The 19012-nt window shown below is 53.6% G+C and carries 16 protein-coding genes; 6 read left to right on the forward strand and 10 right to left on the reverse strand.

From position 1 onward, the window contains the following. Positions 1-126 precede the first annotated feature (126 nt). Entirely contained in the window at positions 127-1107 is a 981-nt protein-coding gene (locus tag ACFPOF_RS13365; RefSeq protein WP_378133367.1) for an aldo/keto reductase, read from the reverse strand. 71 nt (positions 1108-1178) lie between these two features. Continuing rightward, complete coding sequence (locus ACFPOF_RS13370) at positions 1179-2870, reverse strand: methyl-accepting chemotaxis protein (RefSeq protein WP_378133369.1); 1692 nt, start codon at positions 2868-2870, stop codon at positions 1179-1181. Between the two features lie 245 nt (positions 2871-3115). On the opposite strand from ACFPOF_RS13370, the gene ACFPOF_RS13375 reads away from it, so the two are divergent. Then, entirely contained in the window at positions 3116-3538 is a 423-nt protein-coding gene (locus ACFPOF_RS13375; protein ID WP_378133371.1) for a VOC family protein, read from the forward strand. Positions 3539-3739: 201 nt separating this feature from the next. Here ACFPOF_RS13375 and ACFPOF_RS13380 read toward each other — a convergent pair whose 3' ends face one another. Further along, the gene (locus ACFPOF_RS13380; RefSeq protein ID WP_378133373.1) at positions 3740-5026 is read right to left on the reverse strand and encodes a serpin family protein; all 1287 of its coding nucleotides are present in this window, start codon (positions 5024-5026) and stop codon (positions 3740-3742) included. 171 nt (positions 5027-5197) lie between these two features. Beyond that, positions 5198-5464, reverse strand: coding sequence for a hypothetical protein (locus tag ACFPOF_RS13385; RefSeq protein ID WP_378133375.1), 267 nt, complete (start codon positions 5462-5464; stop codon positions 5198-5200). Positions 5465-5630: 166 nt separating this feature from the next. Here ACFPOF_RS13385 and ACFPOF_RS13390 point away from each other — a divergent pair, with 166 nt between their 5' ends. Beyond that, positions 5631-5981 (forward strand): helix-turn-helix domain-containing protein, encoded by a 351-nt coding sequence (locus ACFPOF_RS13390; RefSeq protein ID WP_378133377.1) that lies wholly within the window; start codon positions 5631-5633, stop codon positions 5979-5981. 93 nt (positions 5982-6074) lie between these two features. Here ACFPOF_RS13390 and ACFPOF_RS13395 read toward each other — a convergent pair whose 3' ends face one another. Continuing rightward, on the reverse strand, positions 6075-8204 hold the full coding sequence (locus tag ACFPOF_RS13395) for a sensor histidine kinase (RefSeq protein ID WP_378133379.1): 2130 nt from the start codon (positions 8202-8204) through the stop codon (positions 6075-6077). A 143-nt stretch (positions 8205-8347) separates the two neighbouring features. On the opposite strand from ACFPOF_RS13395, the gene ACFPOF_RS13400 reads away from it, so the two are divergent. The 3 genes from ACFPOF_RS13400 to ACFPOF_RS13410 are packed head-to-tail and all read left to right on the forward strand — an operon-like array spanning position 8348 to position 11301. Further along, positions 8348-9094: a response regulator transcription factor gene (locus ACFPOF_RS13400; protein ID WP_378133381.1), complete on the forward strand. Its 747-nt coding sequence runs from the start codon at positions 8348-8350 to the stop codon at positions 9092-9094. A 46-nt stretch (positions 9095-9140) separates the two neighbouring features. Then, on the forward strand, positions 9141-10010 hold the full coding sequence (locus ACFPOF_RS13405; RefSeq protein WP_378133383.1) for a class I SAM-dependent methyltransferase: 870 nt from the start codon (positions 9141-9143) through the stop codon (positions 10008-10010). A 28-nt stretch (positions 10011-10038) separates the two neighbouring features. After that, complete coding sequence (locus ACFPOF_RS13410; protein ID WP_378133385.1) at positions 10039-11301, forward strand: CapA family protein; 1263 nt, start codon at positions 10039-10041, stop codon at positions 11299-11301. 73 nt (positions 11302-11374) lie between these two features. On the opposite strand, the gene ACFPOF_RS13415 is transcribed toward ACFPOF_RS13410, so the two are convergent. Further along, the gene (locus tag ACFPOF_RS13415) at positions 11375-11890 is read right to left on the reverse strand and encodes a MarR family winged helix-turn-helix transcriptional regulator (protein ID WP_378133387.1); all 516 of its coding nucleotides are present in this window, start codon (positions 11888-11890) and stop codon (positions 11375-11377) included. Between the two features lie 198 nt (positions 11891-12088). Between ACFPOF_RS13415 and ACFPOF_RS13420 the strand changes: the two genes are divergently transcribed. After that, positions 12089-12265, forward strand: coding sequence for a hypothetical protein (locus tag ACFPOF_RS13420; protein ID WP_378133389.1), 177 nt, complete (start codon positions 12089-12091; stop codon positions 12263-12265). Positions 12266-12459: 194 nt separating this feature from the next. Here ACFPOF_RS13420 and gyrA read toward each other — a convergent pair whose 3' ends face one another. The 4 genes from gyrA to ACFPOF_RS13440 form a co-directional block, all read right to left on the reverse strand. Then, positions 12460-14943: a DNA gyrase subunit A gene (gene gyrA / locus ACFPOF_RS13425; protein ID WP_378133391.1), complete on the reverse strand. Its 2484-nt coding sequence runs from the start codon at positions 14941-14943 to the stop codon at positions 12460-12462. 63 nt (positions 14944-15006) lie between these two features. Next, the gene (gene parE, locus ACFPOF_RS13430) at positions 15007-16980 is read right to left on the reverse strand and encodes a DNA topoisomerase IV subunit B (RefSeq protein WP_378133393.1); all 1974 of its coding nucleotides are present in this window, start codon (positions 16978-16980) and stop codon (positions 15007-15009) included. Positions 16981-17037: 57 nt separating this feature from the next. After that, on the reverse strand, positions 17038-18027 hold the full coding sequence (locus ACFPOF_RS13435) for an ABC transporter permease (protein ID WP_378133395.1): 990 nt from the start codon (positions 18025-18027) through the stop codon (positions 17038-17040). Next, the gene (locus ACFPOF_RS13440) at positions 18020-19000 is read right to left on the reverse strand and encodes an ABC transporter ATP-binding protein (RefSeq protein ID WP_378133397.1); all 981 of its coding nucleotides are present in this window, start codon (positions 18998-19000) and stop codon (positions 18020-18022) included. Before ACFPOF_RS13440 ends, ACFPOF_RS13435 begins: the two co-directional genes overlap by 8 nt. Positions 19001-19012: the final 12 nt, after the last annotated feature.

The following is a 19012-nucleotide window of genomic DNA, read 5'->3' on the forward strand; positions in this document are numbered from 1 at the left end:
ACGAATGCTTAGAAACGTTCACTCCGCCGACCGATAGATTCGAAAATGAGGAAGGAAAAAAAATAGCGACGCAGGATGCTTCATCCTGCGTCGCTATTTATAGATGCCAATTGTTTAAAATTTCGGTTACCAAGCGTAGGCGTTCGGAGCGGCGCCGCCCGGACCTGGGAAGATTTCGTCCAGCCTCGAGAGTATCTCTCCGTAAAGCTCGATGTCGACGACGCGGAGCGCTCCCTCAAGTTGCTCGAGCGTTCTCGGCCCGATGATCGGTGCTGTCATCGCTGGCCGCGTCAGCGTCCAAGCGAGCGCGACATTCGCTTCGGTTTCCCCGAGCTCCTTGCAGAGCGCTTCGAACGCGACCAGCTGCGCGCGATGCTTCTGGACACGCTCCTGGTTGCTCGCGCGCTTCGAGCCGGCGACGGGACGTAGCGCGTTGCCGCTCAGCAAGCCGCCTTCCAACGGACTCCAGGCGATGACGCCAATGCCGTGCTTCTCGGAGGCCGGCAATACCTCGAGCTCTGGTTGACGGGTAAGCAGGCTGACTTTGTGCTGCTCGCTGACGAGACCGAGCATGCCTCTAGCTTTCGCCTCGTACTGGGCCATGACCAAGTCGTGTCCGGCGAAGTTGCTGGATCCGACGTAACCGATTTTGCCTTGATGCAGCGCCACGCGAAACGCTTCCCAAAGCTCGTCCCACGAGACGCCGCGATCGACGTGGTGCATCTGGTACAGCTCGATGTGTTCAGTGCGAAGGCGTCGAAGCGACCCTTCCAAGTGCCGGCGAAGCTTATACGCGGACAGCCCAGCCGGCGAATTCGGCCCGTCGAGGGGATCGCTCATGTCGCCGTAGAACTTCGTCGCAAGAACGACCTTCTCCCTGCGTCCGCCGCCTTGCGCGAACCACTTGCCGATGATCTCCTCTGTTTTGCCCGCGTTGGCTCCCCAACCGTAAATATTGGCCGTGTCGAAGAAATTGATGCCCGCGTCCAGCGCGGCGTCCATGATCCTGAACGACTCTTTCTCGTCCGTATCGACGCCGAAATTCATCGTACCCAAACATAGCTTACTGACTTGCATGCCCGACTTGCCTAAAGAAGTAAATTTCAAAGAGTCCACGCTCCCTATATAAGGTCATTAATAAAAGTCCGCTCAAGTAGAGCGGACTAATCGAACTCCATTTAAATTTTAAACGTTCGGACGATCTCTTGCAAATCTTTGGCGATGCCTGACAACGTCTGAGACGAGCGAGTCATCTCTTCGCTGGAGGCGAGCTGTTCTTCCGTTGTTGCCGCCACTTGCTGCGTCATGCCTGCCGTCTGGCGGGCGATGTGACCCATGTTCGATATCGACGCAGCCACTTCCTCTGAGCTCGCTGCAAGCTGTTCAGCGGCAGCAGCCGTTTCTTGCACGCGGCCGGACACCTCTTGCGTTGAAATGACGATTTCCTTAAACGCTTCTTCCGCGAAACCGACCGCTGCTACGCCTTCGGTAACGGCTTTTAGACTTGAGTCCATTGTCGTTACCGCATATTCCGTTTCCTTACGGATGCTCTCGATCAATTCCGTAATTCCTTGAGAGGATTCCGTGCTTTGCGTCGCCAACTTGCGGACTTCGCCGGCTACGACCGCAAAGCCTTTGCCATGTTCGCCAGCTCTGGCCGCTTCGATGCCCGCGTTCAGTGCAAGCAAGTTTGTCCGCGCAGCGATATCCCCGATGAAAGTTGTAATTTCGCCGATTTGGGCAGAAAGCTCTCGCAGCCGATGAATCGCTTTGCTCGTATTATCGACGGAAGCGTACAGCGACTGCATTTGGCCGGATACGTCGACGATTTTGCCCGATCCTTCGTTTGCCTTGCTTGCCGTCCTTTGGCTTAACTCGGATACGGCGCCTGTCGTCTCCGCGATACGTTGAACGCCATCCGCCATCTCATCAATGACACGCCCGCACTCCGTGGCGGTTACCGCCTGCTCTTCTGAGCCTGCCGCTACCTGGCTGATCGATTCCGACACGTGGCGCGCGGCTTCGGAATTTTGGTCCGAGCTCGCGTACAACTGGGTCGAGGCCGTGAAGACGGCGGCGGACGACTCGTGCATATGCTTGACCGCTCTGCGGAGCGATTCGAGCGTGCGATTCACCGCATTCATCATGACGCCGAACTCGTCCTTGCGATCGGCTTGAAGCAGGGAAACGGTCAAGTCCCCCGCAGCCACCCGGTTCATGACTTCTGTCGTCGCGCGCAGCGGACGAGTCAAATTTACGGTCAACAACCATGCGAGCGCGACGACAACGATCAAAATCGCGATGCCGAAGAAAAATAGCCAAGATGACGCGTTTTTATAAATTTCGTCGACTTGCGTCGTGCTCTTCACGGCTCCTTCATGATTATAAGCTTTGAGCGCCACGGCAGCTTTCGTAAATTCGGGGAAGATGGCTCCCGCATCCTTAGTCGCTTTCTCGACTTCTTCCTTGGAAGCGCTTCCGGAGCTCGTCACCGCGAGCACCTTGCTGAACTTGTCCCATTGGGAAACCAAATCATCGTAGAGCTTGCGATCATCTTCCGCACTGATCGTTTGCTCATATTTCTTTATATCCGCGTCGATGGCTGCGACATAAGTCGCGCTCGCCTCCTTCAGCGCCTTTAACTGCCCGGCATCTTTGGTGACCATCTGCTGATAGTAGTTGCCAAGGAACTTCTCGACGTTAAGGTTCACGTCGTCGATATTCTCGAGGCCGGACATCCAATAACCCGCGATTTCCTCCGAGAAGTCGCTCGTTTTCTTGATTTGGACCAACCCGTTATACCCGAGCGCGAAGACGAAAACGAGGACGATAAGAAAAGAGCCTAGCAATTTGTTTTTTACCGAATTCATGTTAATCCCCCTGACGCGCTGTGGTAGTAAAATGCACAATCTACAACTTATAATAGGAGCGAGATTCGGAAAAAACTATTAGAAAAGTTCCTTGTTATGGAAAAACAAGGATATTGGCCGCTGATTAATTTTTTCCAGCCGCAGATTAAATTCCTCAATAAATAACAGGAACGTACGTTTGCTTTCCCGTTGGTGTTATGCTACACTCATTCCGATTGCAAAATCGTATCCGAGGAGCGAATTTTATGCCGATTAACGCTTATTTGAATTTTGAAGGCAATACGCGCGAGGTCGTGCAGTTCTATGCCCAAGCATTTGGTCTCGAAGAACCGCAAATGATTACGTTCGGATCGATGCCTGCGCATCCGGATTACCCGCTACCGCCTGGAGCGGAGAATTGGATCATGCACGCGCGTCTAGACATCGAGGGCAGTCCTTTGATGTTCTCCGACGTATTCCCGGGCATGCCCTACAATCCGGGCAATAACATTTCCCTCTCTTACGGAACTGATGACGAAGAGAAGCTCAAAACGGTATTCCACAAGTTAAAAGAAGGCGGAAACGTCGTCATGGAACTGCAAGCAACCGATTGGAGCAAGAGTTACGGCCAGATTGCGGACAAGTTCGGCATCCTGTGGCAATTCAATCTCGTACCTGTAGAAGCTTAATTTTCCGCCATATACGACAAAAAGCACCTTTACCATGCAATCGGGACATGCTCTCGTTTCCGTTGGTAAGGTGCTTTTTTTAGTTGCGTTTATCTGATCTCCGGTTCGGCAAATGACTCATGCAAACGCTCCGATTCTCCTCGATTGAAACGTCCTCTATTATCAAGTAGACTCGGCAAGCGATAAGCAAAGCCGGTTTGTCTAATCTGCGTTCGGATGTGCGACCGTTCCGACAAACAAAATCGAGCCTGTTTCTCGATCTATGATGCTGACGATGAACGGCCGATCCACGGTCATTCGGAACGGTCCCTCCGGCGAAGGGGGAGCCGCACCCGCCATTGCCTCGATCATCGTCACAGCACTAGCGCTGACTCCATCTTCATTCATGTCAAATGAAGTACTATGATTAACTCTCCCGATGAATACATTCATATCCGGAAGAGGTTCGGCGATCCCTGGGAAGCTTGCTTTTAACGAGTCAAAAGCCGCGTTCATTCCTAACGCTTTTAAAGAGTCGTTTATGTTTGTTGCATAGTCGAATTTCGTCTTCGGCAGTTCGATCGTTCCTTGCCGAATGTCCAGCTTCCCGGTCAATAGGGACAAATCGGACACGATGTTCGCCTGCAACTTAGCGAGTGCGCCTTCCACTTTGGCCGGCAAGATGACGGCCATGTAGGCGCTGCCGTGCCGGCCGATCGGCAAACGAATGATCTCGTACCCGTCCATGCTTCCATATTCGTACATACCGCCCTGCGACATCATTCGAACGAAATAATCCCCTTCCGACGGAAATCCAGTCGGGTAAAATTTCGCTCTGCTTGTCGCCTCGGGTCGAAACGGAGTTGTCCATGCTCCGTCAAAGTCAATCGCGTTCAGCACGTACATCACCGAGTTCTGATCGACTTGATCGATCACTTTCTTGATAGCGCCATTCGTCTTTTTAGCCGCCCAGTCATTCATTCTCTTCGCCGCGGAACTAGATAACGCATCGTATGGGAACGTTTCCGCAGCGAAGTTTGACATGCTGTCATCTATAAATTTTGAGTTAAACTTCCTTTTCTCCGACAACCAAAGCGAACTTGCAAAGGTCAGGCCAATGCCGTCGTCTTGAGGGTGGTTCAACAAATCGAGAAATACCCGATACCCGCTTCCAATCGATTCGGACGAGTAATGTTCAAGCCCGAGCATCCTCTTCATCTCATCTTCTGTCTCGTTCTTCGCGCCGCTTGCGACGAGCGCCAGTGCCGCGGACACGCTCAAAGGCGACAGGAGCAAGTTGTTTTCCGATGGACTCGCCCCCGCCATCCGGCCGTAAAGCGCAAGGCCGAATCGATTCGCCGCCTCGACGATGGCTGGATCAAGCTCGCTTGCCGCATGATGGCGCACTTCTTTCTCCTCCAAAACTTCTCCCCCTCCCCGGCCGCACCCGGCTGACCCGACCAGAGCAATCACCGCGCAAGCAACCGATATTAACACTTTAACCTTCATCGATTTCCCCCCATTTTTTTCACTTTCCCCCTAAGACGAAACGGGTAAGTAAAATGTTACCAATCGTGCTCGTTCGTAACATGCCAAAAAAGCCGTGCCGGTCGATTCTTAGTCATCAGCCCGCACGGCTTTTGCTTATATATCGTTCAGCTTGTCGAAGATCGTTGACGCTTACGCCATTGCCGCTTTCGCAGCGACGACAAATTGCTCGAAAAACGAATCGTCTTCTTCCAACTGCTCGTCCACCGCTTGAATTTCTTCCTCGCTGCCGGATTGTGCCCCGAAGTTCAGCGCATAACTCCAATTGTTGCGGCCATTGTCGCTTTGGATCGTGACCTCATAAGGCTGTTTATGGCCCTCCACCTCGAACAGGATGATGCCGACATAACCCGACTCTTCGTCCTGGGTCATTTGCGCGCGCATAATATTGACATTCATTCGATCACCTCCCCAGAAAAAGATACATTATGTATCAAACATTTGCAATACTTGTTTCCAAATTCAAGAAATCTTGAGAAAACGTTTCCTTAACCACTTGACACGATACATATTGTATCATAAATTAAGTATGGAACCTCTATCTAGTGTCAAGGAGTTAATCTCTATGAGCATGGGTGAACGGTTGCGCGAACTTCGACTAAGACGCAAAATATCGCAAGAAGAAGTCGCCAAGCATATCGGCATTACGCGTTCTGCGTACAGCCATTACGAAATCAACAATCGACAACCCGTGTACGAGACGTTGATCAAACTCGCATCGTTCTTTGACGTTTCGCTCGATTACATGATCGGGGGCGCCGCGTCGAAGCCGAAACCGGACAACGACGCCTCTGCGGAGTCGAACGAAATTCTCTCGCTCATTCAACACATGAGCCAGGACCAAAGAAAGAAATCACTGCATCTCATCAGCGATCTCATTCGCCAGGAACAGCACCGCGCCGGCTCCCGCGGTTAGGGCGTGTCTGAATACTCGTTTTGGGTAAATTTGCTCCCCTCGGCGTATACAGACACGCCCTAGTGTCTCCCGTTCGTCGCCGCTGTCTATCGATCAAGCGGATAGCGGCATGACGATCCGGAACTCGCTGCCTCCTCCCGGCAAATTGCAAGCAGAAATGCTTCCGCCGTGCAATTCCACGATTTCTTTCGCGATGGACAAGCCTAGTCCGCTGCCACCGGAAGAAGAATGGCGCGACTTGTCTTTCTTGTAGAATCGGTCGAAAATAAAAGGCAAATCGTCAGGATCAATACCGCCGCCGCTGTCGGATACGGACACTTCCATCTCAGAACGGTCCGCAAACGTCTGCATGGCAACGCGGATAAGGCCCCCTTGCGGTGTATGGCGAATGGCATTGTACACGATATTGGCGAACACGCGATCCATCCGTCGGATGTCGACAAGCACTTTTGCTCCGGGGCAACCCTGGACGTCAATCACACTTGCGAAGCCGATCCCTTTTTCCTGCATCTCCAAGCTGTACTGCTCCGTTAATCGCTGCATCCACTCTGACAACGGGATATATTCGAGTGTCAGCTCCACTTTACGGGCTTCTAGCACTGACAAGTCGAATAAGTCCTGAATGAGCGCGTTCAGCCCTTCCACTTTTGCCAGCATCGAACGGATCGTATGGTCTCTTTTGACCGGGTCGGATATAACATTGTCTTTGAGCGCCTCGAGATAACCTCTGAGCAGCGTTATCGGAGTGCGTAAATCATGTGAAATGTTGCTGACAAGCTGCGTACGTGATTGTTCCACCCGCTCCAGTTCCCGTTTCGCTTCCTCCAGCGTCGCGTAAGAACGTTGCAGCTCCGCTGTTCTTCCTTCGATTTTCTCCTCCAGCGAATTGTTCCATTCCTTCAACTGCCTGGACATCCGTTCCGCCTCCTCGAAAGTCGATGAAGACCGTTTGGACATGATAAACGAATTCAGAATGATCAGAAACAGCAAACCGAACGGCAGCAGGTCGACGGAACGCCACCAGCCGCTGTAGAACAGCATATCGTTGACGATCGTCAGCACAAGACCCGCGACGCCGACAAGCGACAGCCAGGCACCTTCCCTGCATTTCCTTGCCGAGAATACGAGCGCGACCAGTACGATACTGCTGAAAAACAAAATGTACAATTGGTAGACGAGTATCCAAGAGGTGAAAGTTAACGGTTTGACGACGAACAACACCGCGATAAGTACAGTCGCTATGCCTGTCGACAATGTATGCCCGTATCTTTTGATCTCGTACGGGTACACCGTCCTGAAGAAACCGAAACCCGACCACCCCGCCATAACGAACGCTACGTATTCAACACGAATAGCGCCCGCCCAATCAAGCGGATCGATCCATTGCACAAGATAGCCTTCCCCAATGACTCCCATCCTCAAGCTAACGAATAAGCACAACAGCGCAAACATGAGATTCGCTTTTTCTTTGCGCCGCATGACGAACAGACCGAAATGATAAAAACCGATCATCAGTAAGCACCCAAGCACGATCAGTTCCTGAGCCGCCTGCATTGTTCTCTGCTTCTCAATGTGCGCGTAGTCGCCAACCACAATCGCCGTCCGAATACCGCCGCGCCTATGATCGTAGTTGGCGACGCTTAACGTCAACTCCGTCGTGTCATCGTCGCCATCGAAGAAAACGATCGCAGGCTGCTGGTACGGAACACTGTCCGCCGCCGACATCCCCGTCACTCCTCGCGTCGCGACGACCTTGCCATCAACACGAAGTTCGTAAGCGGTTGAGACGTTCGGTACGCGAAGCGCTAGCAGGCCGATATGCGGCGCGTGTTTGATCGTTAATTGATAAATGCCGTAGCCTTGGTCTTCAATTCTTACACCGTTTCCGGTCTCAGATGTCCCCCATGTTCCCGGTACGCGAATCGTCGTCTCGACCATGGCATTCTTGACGCCGGTTCCGCTCGACCCAGACCGCCCCGGCGTCCATTGGAAGCGCCAAACTCCGTCAAGCGGCACGATGCCGTCTTTCTCCCATGACCATCCCGTCAAGTCGATGACGCCGTTCGACGCTTCAGGGATCGCCTTGTCGGACTCTTGCGAGACCGCGCAGCCGGATAAGAATAGCAACAACATCGCGACAGCCGCCAGTCCGATCAATGCTCGTATTCGATTGCGAAAGTAAGATTTCCGATCACTGTGAAAAGCCTCGCCAACAGGGCCCACAAGCGCCCCTCCCCGTACATATGCTCCATCGCGCGACCTCTGCCGGGCGATAGTATTCGAACGTCATTGTAACGGCGCATTGCTTACACGTCAACGCTTTCGTTATAATAAGGCATCGACAACTTCCGAGCGGGAGGATTACAATGAAGAGTCCCGAAGCTTCTATTCTCGTCGTCGACGATGAACGAGAGATTACAGAGCTCATTTCCCTTTACTTAGAAAAAGAAGGTTTCGCCGTCTACACTTCCGATAATGGGGTCGAGGCGTTGCGAATCGCCGACACCCTCATCCCCGACCTGATCGTCCTTGACGTATCGATCGGCAAAATGGACGGCATCGAGTTGTGCCGCACACTCAGGCAAGGCGCTTGCGCCGACGTTCCGATCGTCTTCCTTAGCTGCAAGTCGGAAGACCGCGACATTATTCGCGGCTTGTCCGAAGGCGGCGACGATTACATTACGAAGCCTTTCAGCCCGAGCCAGCTCGTGGCGAGAATTCAGGCGCATTTACGCCGGCGGAGAACGCGTGAGCGTTCGGCCGAAGACGCTGCGGGCTCCTTGCAGTTTCCGGGGCTCGAGATCGATCTCCGTAGGCTCGAAGTGAGGCTCGACAGCGGCGTCGTACCGTTGTCCGCCAAAGAATTCGAACTGCTGTGCGTGTTAGCGCGCCAGCCTTTCCGCGTGTTTCCGCTGGAGGAACTATACCGCCGAGTATGGCAATCCGACAGTATGGGCGATACTCGCACGCTTATGGTTCATATCAGTAATTTACGCAAAAAACTGGAGGCCGACCCTGCTCGGCCCCAATGGGTGCAGACGGTTCGAGGGTTCGGATACCGGTTTTGCCCGAACAACGGCTGCGAGGAAGCTGCGACGCCAGTTTCGGGCTGAACAAACAGCAGCTGACAGACTACAGACAAAGGAAGTATAGACGACAATGCAGATGGCAAAAGACTGGCAAGACTACGAATTGATTGACACCGGTAACGGCGAGAAACTGGAACGCTGGGGCGACGTTATTTTGCGCAGGCCCGATCCGCAAATCATATGGCCTCTTCGCAATGAGAATGCAGAGTGGAAGCAAGCCGACGGACATTATTACAGAAGCAGCAGCGGCGGCGGCCAATGGACGTACAAACGCGCGCTGCCCGAGCGGTGGAATATCTCTTACGGTCCGCTTAAATTCCATATTAAACCGACTAATTTCAAACATACTGGGCTATTCCCGGAGCAAGCGGTAAACTGGAGCTGGATGATGAACAAAATCCGTGAAGCGAACCGTCCGATCCGTGTCCTGAATCTGTTCGCATATACAGGCGGCGCGACCGTCGCCTCAGCATCGGCCGGAGCGGAAGTGTGCCACGTCGACGCCGCGAAAGGGATGGTACAATGGGCGAAAGAGAACGCGGAGCTGTCCGGCCTTAGTTCCGCCCCGATTCGTTACATTACCGACGACGTATTCAAGTTCGTTCAGCGCGAAGAACGCAGAGGGCGCCAATACGAAGCGATCATTATGGATCCTCCGTCTTACGGCCGCGGCCCTAACGGAGAAATGTGGAAACTCGAAGAAAATTTGTTCCCGTTCCTCGAATCGTGTATGGCGATATTGTCGGATAAACCGCTTTTCGTTCTCGTCAACTCTTATACGACCGGTTTATCGCCTACCGTGTTGAGCAACTTGCTTAACCTGTCGTTCCGCAGAAAATTCGGCGGCACCCTCGATTGCGGCGAAATCGGGCTGCCGATAACGAGAAGCGGCATGACGCTTCCTTGCGGCATCTACGGTCGTTGGGAAAGCGGCAATTAAACCCGTTCGTTCCGAGGAGAGGAATGTATTGATCAGAAGTTCGGTATTGGCTATTGCAATCGGGCTGTCGGCGTGCGCGCTGACGGCCTGTTCCGGCGAAGGCGTTCGTTCGCCCGCTGCCTCCCACCCGTCCGCAACAAGTTCCGCTGGAGGCACGTCCACTACGCCTGCAGACAATGCAGAGACGGCGTCGATGACTCCGCCGCCATCTCATGATGGACCATCCGTTATGGAAGCCAGGCTTATCGCGATCGGCGACGTCATGGCGCATTCCCCGCAATTGCCGGGTTATTATCATGCGAAAACCGGTAAATACGATTTCTCCGCTTGGTTCACGCAAGTGAAACCGATTTTCGCGGGGGGCGACTGGGTCGTCGCCAATCTCGAGACGCCGATTGCGGGCAAAGATCTCAAATACACCGGCTATCCCCGGTTTAACGCGCCTTACGAACTTGCAGCCGCGCTGAAGGGCGCCGGCGTACAACTCGTGTCCACCGCCAACAATCATGCGATGGACCGCGGCTTTCCCGGCGTGACGCGTACGCTCGCCAACGTCCGCAAAACTGGCCTTGTGCCGTTTGGTACTTCCGCTACTGCGGAAGATCAGCAACGCCTCGTCATTGAGGAACGCAACGGTATTCGGCTAGGTTTTGCCGCTTACACGTACGGTACGAACGGTATCCCTGTCCCTCAGGACAAAAAGTTCGCCGTCAATTTGATCGAGCTAAGCCACATCAAAGCTGATATCGCCGAACTGAAGGAAGCCGGAGCCGACGTCGTCGCCGTCAGCCTGCATTTCGGCATAGAATATCAACGGCTTCCAAACGAAGCACAAACGACGCTCGTCCGCGAACTGGTTGCGGCGGGAGCCGATCTTATTCTTGGCTCGCACCCGCACGTTGTCCAGCCTTACGATATCATCGACATTCCCGTCGAGAAAAGCATTGACGGCATGCCTCATCACGGACTCGTGATCTACTCCATGGGCAACTTCATTTCGAATCAGACAGGCAGTTGGAAAGACGTCGGCTTAATTTTCGGCGTCACGTTCGTCAAAACTCTTCATCCGGACGGCACATATGAGACATCATGGAAAAACGTCACGACCGAACCGACATGGGTGCACATCATTTCGAAAAACAAAAAGCGCTATTACACCATCGTCCCTCTGGCCCGCGCCCTTGCAAGCCGGAGCGACCCGACGCTGACGAACGCCGACTATATCAACATGAAGAAAATGCTCAGCGGCATTAACGCTCACCTGCTCAAGCTTCGACCAAAAGCAGGGTGATTGGGCGGAGAACCCCGCCAGAATTAGCAACGCCCCATCAGATTTGACCTGACGGGGCGTTCTTTATGTATATTTAGCTTGCGGTAGATTGGGCGTTTTGTTCCGCAATGTCTGCGCCATCTTGTTCGGCGCCGGATGCTGCAGCTTTTTTGTCTCCTGCCAACACAGCAGGCTGCTCCCTCGTCCCTGCTACTTTGCTGAGCAGATAGACAAGCAATTGTCTATTGTGACTTGAGATTTGCTCCAGCGATCTGTTCACAATGGCGCTTCTTACCGCAACGCCGCGTTCGACTTCCGAGCGCCCGAGCGGTGTCATCGTTACCCAGACGATGCGGCGATCGGCTTCGTCGCGATTTCTCTCCACGAGCCCCGCCCGCTCCATACGGTCAAGCAGAGTCGTAATCGCCGCAGGAGACGTCTCTAGATGCGGGAGCAAATCGGAAGGTTTCATCGGCTCGTGAATTTGCAGCAACTCGAGTACTTCCAGTTGGCCTACCGTTAACTGGGGGGCCAATTCCGCCTCCATCCGCTCGTTCAACTCTTTCGTGAGCTTCGTCCAGCTTTTCACAAATTCCGCAGCGTTATCCACTAGGAACGCCCCTTTCCTCCCGAACATTGCCTTCTCTTTTATTATACTCAGGCCCTATGTCGAAAGATAGTTTAATGCAATTAAAGATTTGCGACATGAATCTGCACGATGATGAACGTGCCGACAACGCCCGACATATAATGGTCACGAAAGATGGGCGATCGCGGAGAATCGCGCGCAGCCGGGAGGGAATTGCTCATGTCCCAAGCAGATCAAAAAATTAAAGTGATCGGCCAAATGGCGCAAGACGCCGGATTAATAGAAGATCCTCAGTTGCTGGACCGACTTACCGAACCGGTGCCTCTGTGGGTCGTGTTGGATATTTTGCTTAGATGGATCGATCGAACGGACCCGAGTAGCGGGCCTTACGATTAAAGGGAAGTATGTCTCCTGAGTAAATGGGATATCGACAAAAGAGGGTCACTTCCCCTTCAAAACGAACGAGATGCCGATGACGCCCCCCCCCTCCTGAACGAACGGGATATTGGCAAAAAAGAAGCGCCCCCCGAGAGCCGAACTTGCGGCAACCGAGGGCGCTTCTCGCGCATTTAGGACAACTGTACTTAACGCTATTGTTGCAGCAACGGCTTGCGGAAAGCTTCCGACAGCAAATCGCTGCGATCGACGACCGTCATCAGTTTGCCCGGCGATCTACGATCGTCTACGGGCGCTTGTTCGGAGACGAACTCCGACACGGCGCCGCTCGTCGTAAGAGTCAGCAATGTCGCAGCCTCTTTCACGTGGAAAGCGGCGATTAGGCGTGTACCATTCGGACGCACCCATTTGCCTTCTTTGAATTCGAACGTCTGGATACCTTTACCTCCGCGTCCTTGCTGCGGATAATCGAGCAACAAGGAGCGTTTGGCGTAACCGTAATCGGACAAGACGAGCACTTCCCCTTCGTCTCCCGCGACCGGCATCGCCCCGGCAACCAAATCGCCGTCTTTTAATGTGATACCCCGAACGCCGCCGGCGACACGCCCTTGCAGGCTCACTTCGCCAAGATTAAAGCGAATGCTCATCCCTTGCTCCGTAACAAGCAATAAATCCTCCGGCGTCTCGCTGCGGAACACAGAGACGATCTCGTCTCCGTCTGCAACTTTGCAAGCGGCGATCGCCGTGCTTCGGTTCGTCGCATAATCGACAAGAGACGTACGCTTCACTTGACCACGCCGGGTAACGAATACGAGTGTCGTCCCGCCATCTCCCTCGACCGAACTACCGCCTTCCGGCGCCGTAAAATCTGCGCCTTTAACTGGTACAATGCCGACAAGACGATCTTCCTTGGCGAGAGGCAACACATTTACGATAGCCGTTCCGGTATCCTTCCACTTAAACTCCGGAATCTGGTGTACCGGCAGCATGTAATAATAGCCTTTCTGCGTGAACAGTAGCAATGACTCAAGCGTATTCAGCCCCATGCTCCACCGAATGACATCGCCCTCTTTCACGCCAGCACTTCCCAACTCCCCGCCGGAGCGCGTGAACGACAGCAAACTCGTCCGCTTCACGTAACCTTCGCGGCTTAACGTCACAAGCACGTCTTCGGCCGGAACGGTTACTTCAAGATTCACTTTAATTTCTTCGACTTCGCCTTGAATAACTGAGCGGCGGTCGATGCCGTATTTGTCGCGAATCTCCGTCAATTCGTCCTTGATTACACCGAGCAGTTTCTTCGGATTATCGAGAATCGAACGATATAGCGCGATTTTCTTCAGCGCGTCTGCGTGCTCCTTCTCGAGCGACGTAATCTCAAGGTTCGTCAGCCTGTACAATTGCAATGTCAAAATCGCGTCGGCCTGTCTTTCGGAAAACCCAAACTTCGCCACGAGATTGTTTTGTGCGTCTTGGCGGTTTTTGGATGCCTTGATCGTCTCTATGACTTGGTCAAGCAGATTAAGCGCTTTGACAAGTCCTTCTAGCACATGAGCGCGATCTTCCGCCTTCTCGAGATCGTACTGCGTACGATTCGTGACAACTTCCTTCTGATGGTCGACGTACGCTTCGAGAATCGATTTGATGCCAAGCTGGCGCGGCGCCTTGTTGACGATCGCGACCATGTTGAAGTTGTATGCGGTTTGCAGGTCGGTTTTTTTCAGCAAAAAGGCCAAAATACCTTCAGCGTCCGCTTCCTTCTTGAGCTCTACGACGATGCGCAAGCCGTTACGTCCGCTCTCGTCTCTTACCTCGGCGATACCCTCGACTTTTTTCTCCATCCGAAGATTGTCGATTGCATTCACGAGTTTGGCCTTTACGACCTGGTACGGGATTTCGGTAATGACGATTTGCTGCTTGCCGCCCTTCAAATCCTCGATCGCCGTTTTGGAACGGACATAGATTTTGCCTTTACCGGTCTCGTAAGCTTCCCGGATGCCGTCTCCGCCCATAATGGTGCCGCCGGTCGGAAAATCGGGTCCGCGAACGATTTCCATCAATTCGGGGACGGTAAGCTCCGGTTTGCTCATCAACGCGATACAAGCATCGATGATCTCGCGCAAGTTATGCGTCGGAATTTCCGTCGCAAAACCGGCCGAAATGCCCGATACACCGTTCACAAGCAGATTCGGATACCGCGCCGGAAGCACGACTGGCTCCTTCGCGGTATTGTCGAAATTATCTTTAAACTGTACAGTCCGTTTCTCGATATCGCGCAGCAGTTCCATGGCGATCGTCGATAAACGAGCTTCCGTGTAACGCATGGCCGCCGGCGGATCGTCATCCATCGAACCCCAGTTGCCGTGGCCATCAACGAGCGGATGCGCCATTTTCCATGGCTGTGCCATACGGACCATACCTTCGTAGATCGACGAATCGCCGTGCGGATGGTAGTTGCCCATAACGTCGCCGACCGTCTTCGCCGACTTGCGGTACGGCTTGTCCGGCGTGTTGCTGGAATCGTACATTGCATACAGAATACGCCGCTGCACCGGCTTTAAGCCGTCGCGAACGTCGGGGATGGCACGGTCTTGAATGATGTATTTGGAATAACGCCCGAAACGGTCGCCAACGACCTCTTCGAGGAATGCGGGTAGAAACTGTTCCAGTAGGCTCAAGCGCCTAGCCTCCTATCAACATGCGCCTAACCATCCGGTCAACTGACCCGGACGGCGCCGCGCTTACTCTTCGATCTCCGTAAAATCGACGTTCTCGATAATCCAGCGCTTGCGCGGGTCGATTTTGTCGCCCATCAGCGTCGACACGCGGCGCTCCGCCTTCGCGGCGTCTTCAATCTGCACTTGCAGGAACGTGCGCGTCTCGTAATTCATCGTCGTCTCCCACAATTGCTCAGGATTCATCTCTCCAAGCCCTTTGTAACGCTGCAGCTCGGCGTTTTTGCCGAACTCCTTCATGTAAGCGGCGAGCTGATCGTCCGTCCACGCGTAACGCACCGTCTCGAGCTTGCCGGACTTTCGCGTTAACTTGTAAAGCGGAGGCTGGGCGATGAACACTTTGCCCGCGTCGATGAGCGGCTTCATATACCGATAGAAAAACGTCAGCAGAAGCACTTGTATGTGCGCACCGTCCGTATCTGCATCGGTCATGATGACGATTTTGGAATAATTGCATTCCTCGACTTCGAATTCCGAGCCGATACCGGCTCCGATCGCGCTTACAATCGCCTTGTACTCCTCATTCTTCAGAATATCGGCAAGTTTCGCCTTCTCCGGATTCATCGGCTTGCCCTTCAAAGGCAAGATCGCCTGATACTTGGAATCGCGCCCTTGCTTAGCCGAACCGCCCGCGGAATCGCCTTCCACGATAAACAATTCGTTACGCGAACTGTCCTTCGACTGCGCTGGCGTCAGTTTGCCGCCAAGACTCGGACTTTCGCTCCGTTTCTTGCCGCTGCGAATTTCTTCACGAGCCTTGCGCGCCGCTTCGCGGGCTTTGGACGCCTGGATCGACTTCTTAATGAGCAACTGGCCGACTTGCGGGTTTTCTTCGAGGAAAACGGTCATTTTGTCCGTCACAACCGCATCTACCGCACTGCGTGCCGAAGCGCTGCCGAGTTGGTCTTTCGTCTGCCCGACGAATTCCACTTCCGCCATCTTGATGTTGATGACGGCCATCATTCCCTCGCGCAGGTCGTTGCCTTCGAGGTTCTTTTCTTTTTCCTTGAGCTGGCCCGTCTTGCGAGCGTATTCGTTCATGACCCGCGTATATGCCGTCTTAAAGCCCGTCTCGTGCGTACCGCCGCCCCGCGTCGGAATGGAGTTGACGAACGACGCAAGCGTTTCCGTATAACCGTCGTTATATTGCAGCGCCACTTCAACTTCAATCTCGTCTTTCTCCGCCGCAAAATGAATGACGTCGTGTAACACGGATTTCTCCTCGTTCAAAAACTGCACGAACTGGCTCGCGCCGCCTTCGTAATGAAAAGTTTCGGCTTTACCGCTGCGCTCGTCCTTGACGTTTACTTTGAGGCCGGAGTTCAGGAACGCAATTTCCTGTAGACGCTCGGAGACAGTATCGTAGTTCATGCTGACGTTGCCGTGAAATACTTTCGGATCCGGCTTAAACGTCACCTTCGTTCCTGTTCGGTTAGTCGTACCCGTCACTTCAAGGCCGGTAACCGGTTCGCCGACACGTTCGACACCCGCGCCGTCAACCCAGGTCTCGAATCTCATCTTATGTATTTTGCCGTCGCGGTAGATTTCAACTTCCAGCCACTCGGACAGCGCATTCGTAACCGATGCGCCTACGCCGTGCAAGCCGCCGGATTTCTTGTATCCGCCGCCGCCGAATTTGCCGCCCGCATGCAAGATCGTATACACGACCTGAGGCGTCGGGATTCCGCTCTTGTGCATGCCGGTCGGAATGCCCCGTCCGTTGTCGGTAACCGTCACCGAATTATCCTTGTTGATGGTTACATCGATGCGGGAGCAATATTTCGCCAGATGCTCATCGACCGCGTTATCGACGATTTCCCACAGCAAATGGTGTAAACCCGCCGTCGTCGTACTGCCGATGTACATGCCCGGTCTTTTGCGCACGGCGGTCAAGCCTTCGAGTATTTGAATATCGTCAGCGCTATATTCGCTGCCGACCGTTGCCGCGCTTTCCGTAAACAGATCGATTTGATCGGTCACCTGTGGACCTCCTTGCTCTTCTCTCGCGCCCGTCGAATCGAACGCACTTCCGTTATTCTAATTCAAGATGTCTTGCTTCGTAAAGACAGCGAACGACACAACTAGCGAAGCAATGCCCCAAATCCCTAGAACAGCAAGAGAAAATCCGAGTGTCATTCCTTCCACCGGGGGCGGCGTGCCTCGCAAATAAGATGAAATTTCGAGGTTGACGTTAAATAAATATTTGGCTGTCTTCCACGATGAAGCCATGTTTGCAAGAATCGTGCCCGCTATAATGGTGGCCATCATTGTCACGAAGCTAGCCGCCGTGCTGCGCACTAATACGCTTACCATAAGAGCAATGATCGCGACGACGATGGCCGAGAACCAGACTAGTCCCGCCTGCATGAGCAAGTAGACGCCTTGACTGACCGCATGAACGTTCGCCGTATCGACATCCGCGCCGTTGACCCGGAATCCGACAAACACCGGTTCTCCCCAGCCACGGTAACCAAACGCCATCCCCGAGATCAAGTAACTAAGGGCGACCGTCGCAATAACGATCAATGACACATATAACATCAGGGTAGCCAGCTTGGAAAATAAAATGCGCCATCGCCGAACAGGGCGCGTGAGCAACATTTTGATCGTCCCCGTCGAGCGCTCCGACGATACAAGGTCCGACGCAACGGCAAGCACCATCAGCGGAATAAACAACGAAACCGCGTTATCCATGAACGATCGGGTGAAAGTGACTGCGTTCGGTGTTTGTGGATTAATATCGTGATCGAGATAATATTGCAGTTGCTGGACGAGCGCCTTGCGCCATTTTTTCCACTCTTCAGGAATGCGTTCGCTGCTGAGCGCGTTCGTGTTGTCCGTAATTCGGCTTTGCAGTTCGGCCCGCCAGTCTGTATTATACTTCTTGGCCGTATTCTGCGCGATCTTCATCTGCGCGTAGACGAATACGGGGATAAGAATGAGCAGGATCAGTACCACAACAGCGAACCTTTTCTTCTTCCACACTTTAATCGTTTCGTTCTCGATTAACGCAAGCAGATTAGCCAATGCGCTCCCCCTCCGTCAGCTTCAAAAATAGTTCTTCCAGAGACGGTGCAACACGCTGAACGGACCGGACGGCGATACCTGCCGACACGAAACGGTTCACCCAACCGGGCACCCTATCATCATCCATGATGGTCACAATCGGACGATGCAACGTGGACAAAATCGATTCGTCGATGCGATGCCCCTCATCCGGGACGACAGTGACCGGCGATGCGTTAGCGTCAGCCGTTGCCAACATCGCTCTCGCTTCATCCGGACGGTCGACTTGCCACACCGTATACGTTCCCGCCTGCGAGACGAGCTCGTCCACGTCGCCGACCGCGATGACAGAGCCTCTGGCAATGATCGCCACCCGATCGCACATCAGCTGAATTTCGCTTAGCAAATGGCTCGAGATAAACAGGCTCATTCCGCCGTCGGCAAGATTACGTATAAATTCGCGAAGCTCCTTAATACCGAGCGGATCGAGCCCGTTCGTCGGTTCGTCGAGAATAAGCAGCTTCGGCTTGCCGAGCAGCGCTTGCGCGATGCCGAGCCGTTGCCGCATGCCAAGAGAGTAGGTCTTCACTTTGTCGTGAATGCGCTTGTCCATGCCGACGATGTCGACGACTTCGGTGATCCGGTCGGCCGTGATGCCGCTCTGCATACGCGCAAAATGTTCGAGATTCTCCCATCCGGTCATAAATCCATACATTTCCGGATTTTCAACGATACAACCGACATGGGCAAGCGCCTTCTCCGGGTGCTTGCCGACGTTATCGCCGCAGACGAGCACTTCGCCTTCCGTCGGCTTGATGAGGCCCGCAAGCATACGGATTGTCGTCGTTTTTCCCGATCCGTTCGGCCCAAGGAAACCGAAAATTTCTCCCGCTTTCACGTCGAAAGAAACCCCATGAATAATCGGCTTGCGTCCGATCGTTTTCTTCAGCCCGCGCACCGAGAGCACGACTTCATCTTGTTTTGTCGTTGTCATATACGTCGCCCC

Origin of the sequence: Cohnella soli (assembly GCF_042655525.1) — a bacterium.
GTDB lineage: Bacteria > Bacillota > Bacilli > Paenibacillales > Paenibacillaceae > Cohnella > Cohnella soli.

Bases quoted from the DNA above. Each gene is read 5' to 3' on its own strand.
- ACFPOF_RS13370 (WP_378133369.1), bottom strand. From the start codon at position 2,870: ATGAATTCGGTAAAAAACAAATTGCTAGGCTCTTTTCTTATCGTCCTC.
- ACFPOF_RS13375 (WP_378133371.1), top strand. From the start codon at position 3,116: ATGCCGATTAACGCTTATTTGAATTTTGAAGGCAATACGCGCGAGGTC.
- ACFPOF_RS13380 (WP_378133373.1), bottom strand. From the start codon at position 5,026: ATGAAGGTTAAAGTGTTAATATCGGTTGCTTGCGCGGTGATTGCTCTG.
- ACFPOF_RS13385 (WP_378133375.1), bottom strand. From the start codon at position 5,464: ATGAATGTCAATATTATGCGCGCGCAAATGACCCAGGACGAAGAGTCG.
- ACFPOF_RS13390 (WP_378133377.1), top strand. From the start codon at position 5,631: ATGAGCATGGGTGAACGGTTGCGCGAACTTCGACTAAGACGCAAAATA.
- ACFPOF_RS13400 (WP_378133381.1), top strand. From the start codon at position 8,348: ATGAAGAGTCCCGAAGCTTCTATTCTCGTCGTCGACGATGAACGAGAG.
- ACFPOF_RS13405 (WP_378133383.1), top strand. From the start codon at position 9,141: ATGCAGATGGCAAAAGACTGGCAAGACTACGAATTGATTGACACCGGT.
- ACFPOF_RS13420 (WP_378133389.1), top strand. From the start codon at position 12,089: ATGTCCCAAGCAGATCAAAAAATTAAAGTGATCGGCCAAATGGCGCAA.
- ACFPOF_RS13440 (WP_378133397.1), bottom strand. From the start codon at position 19,000: ATGACAACGACAAAACAAGATGAAGTCGTGCTCTCGGTGCGCGGGCTG.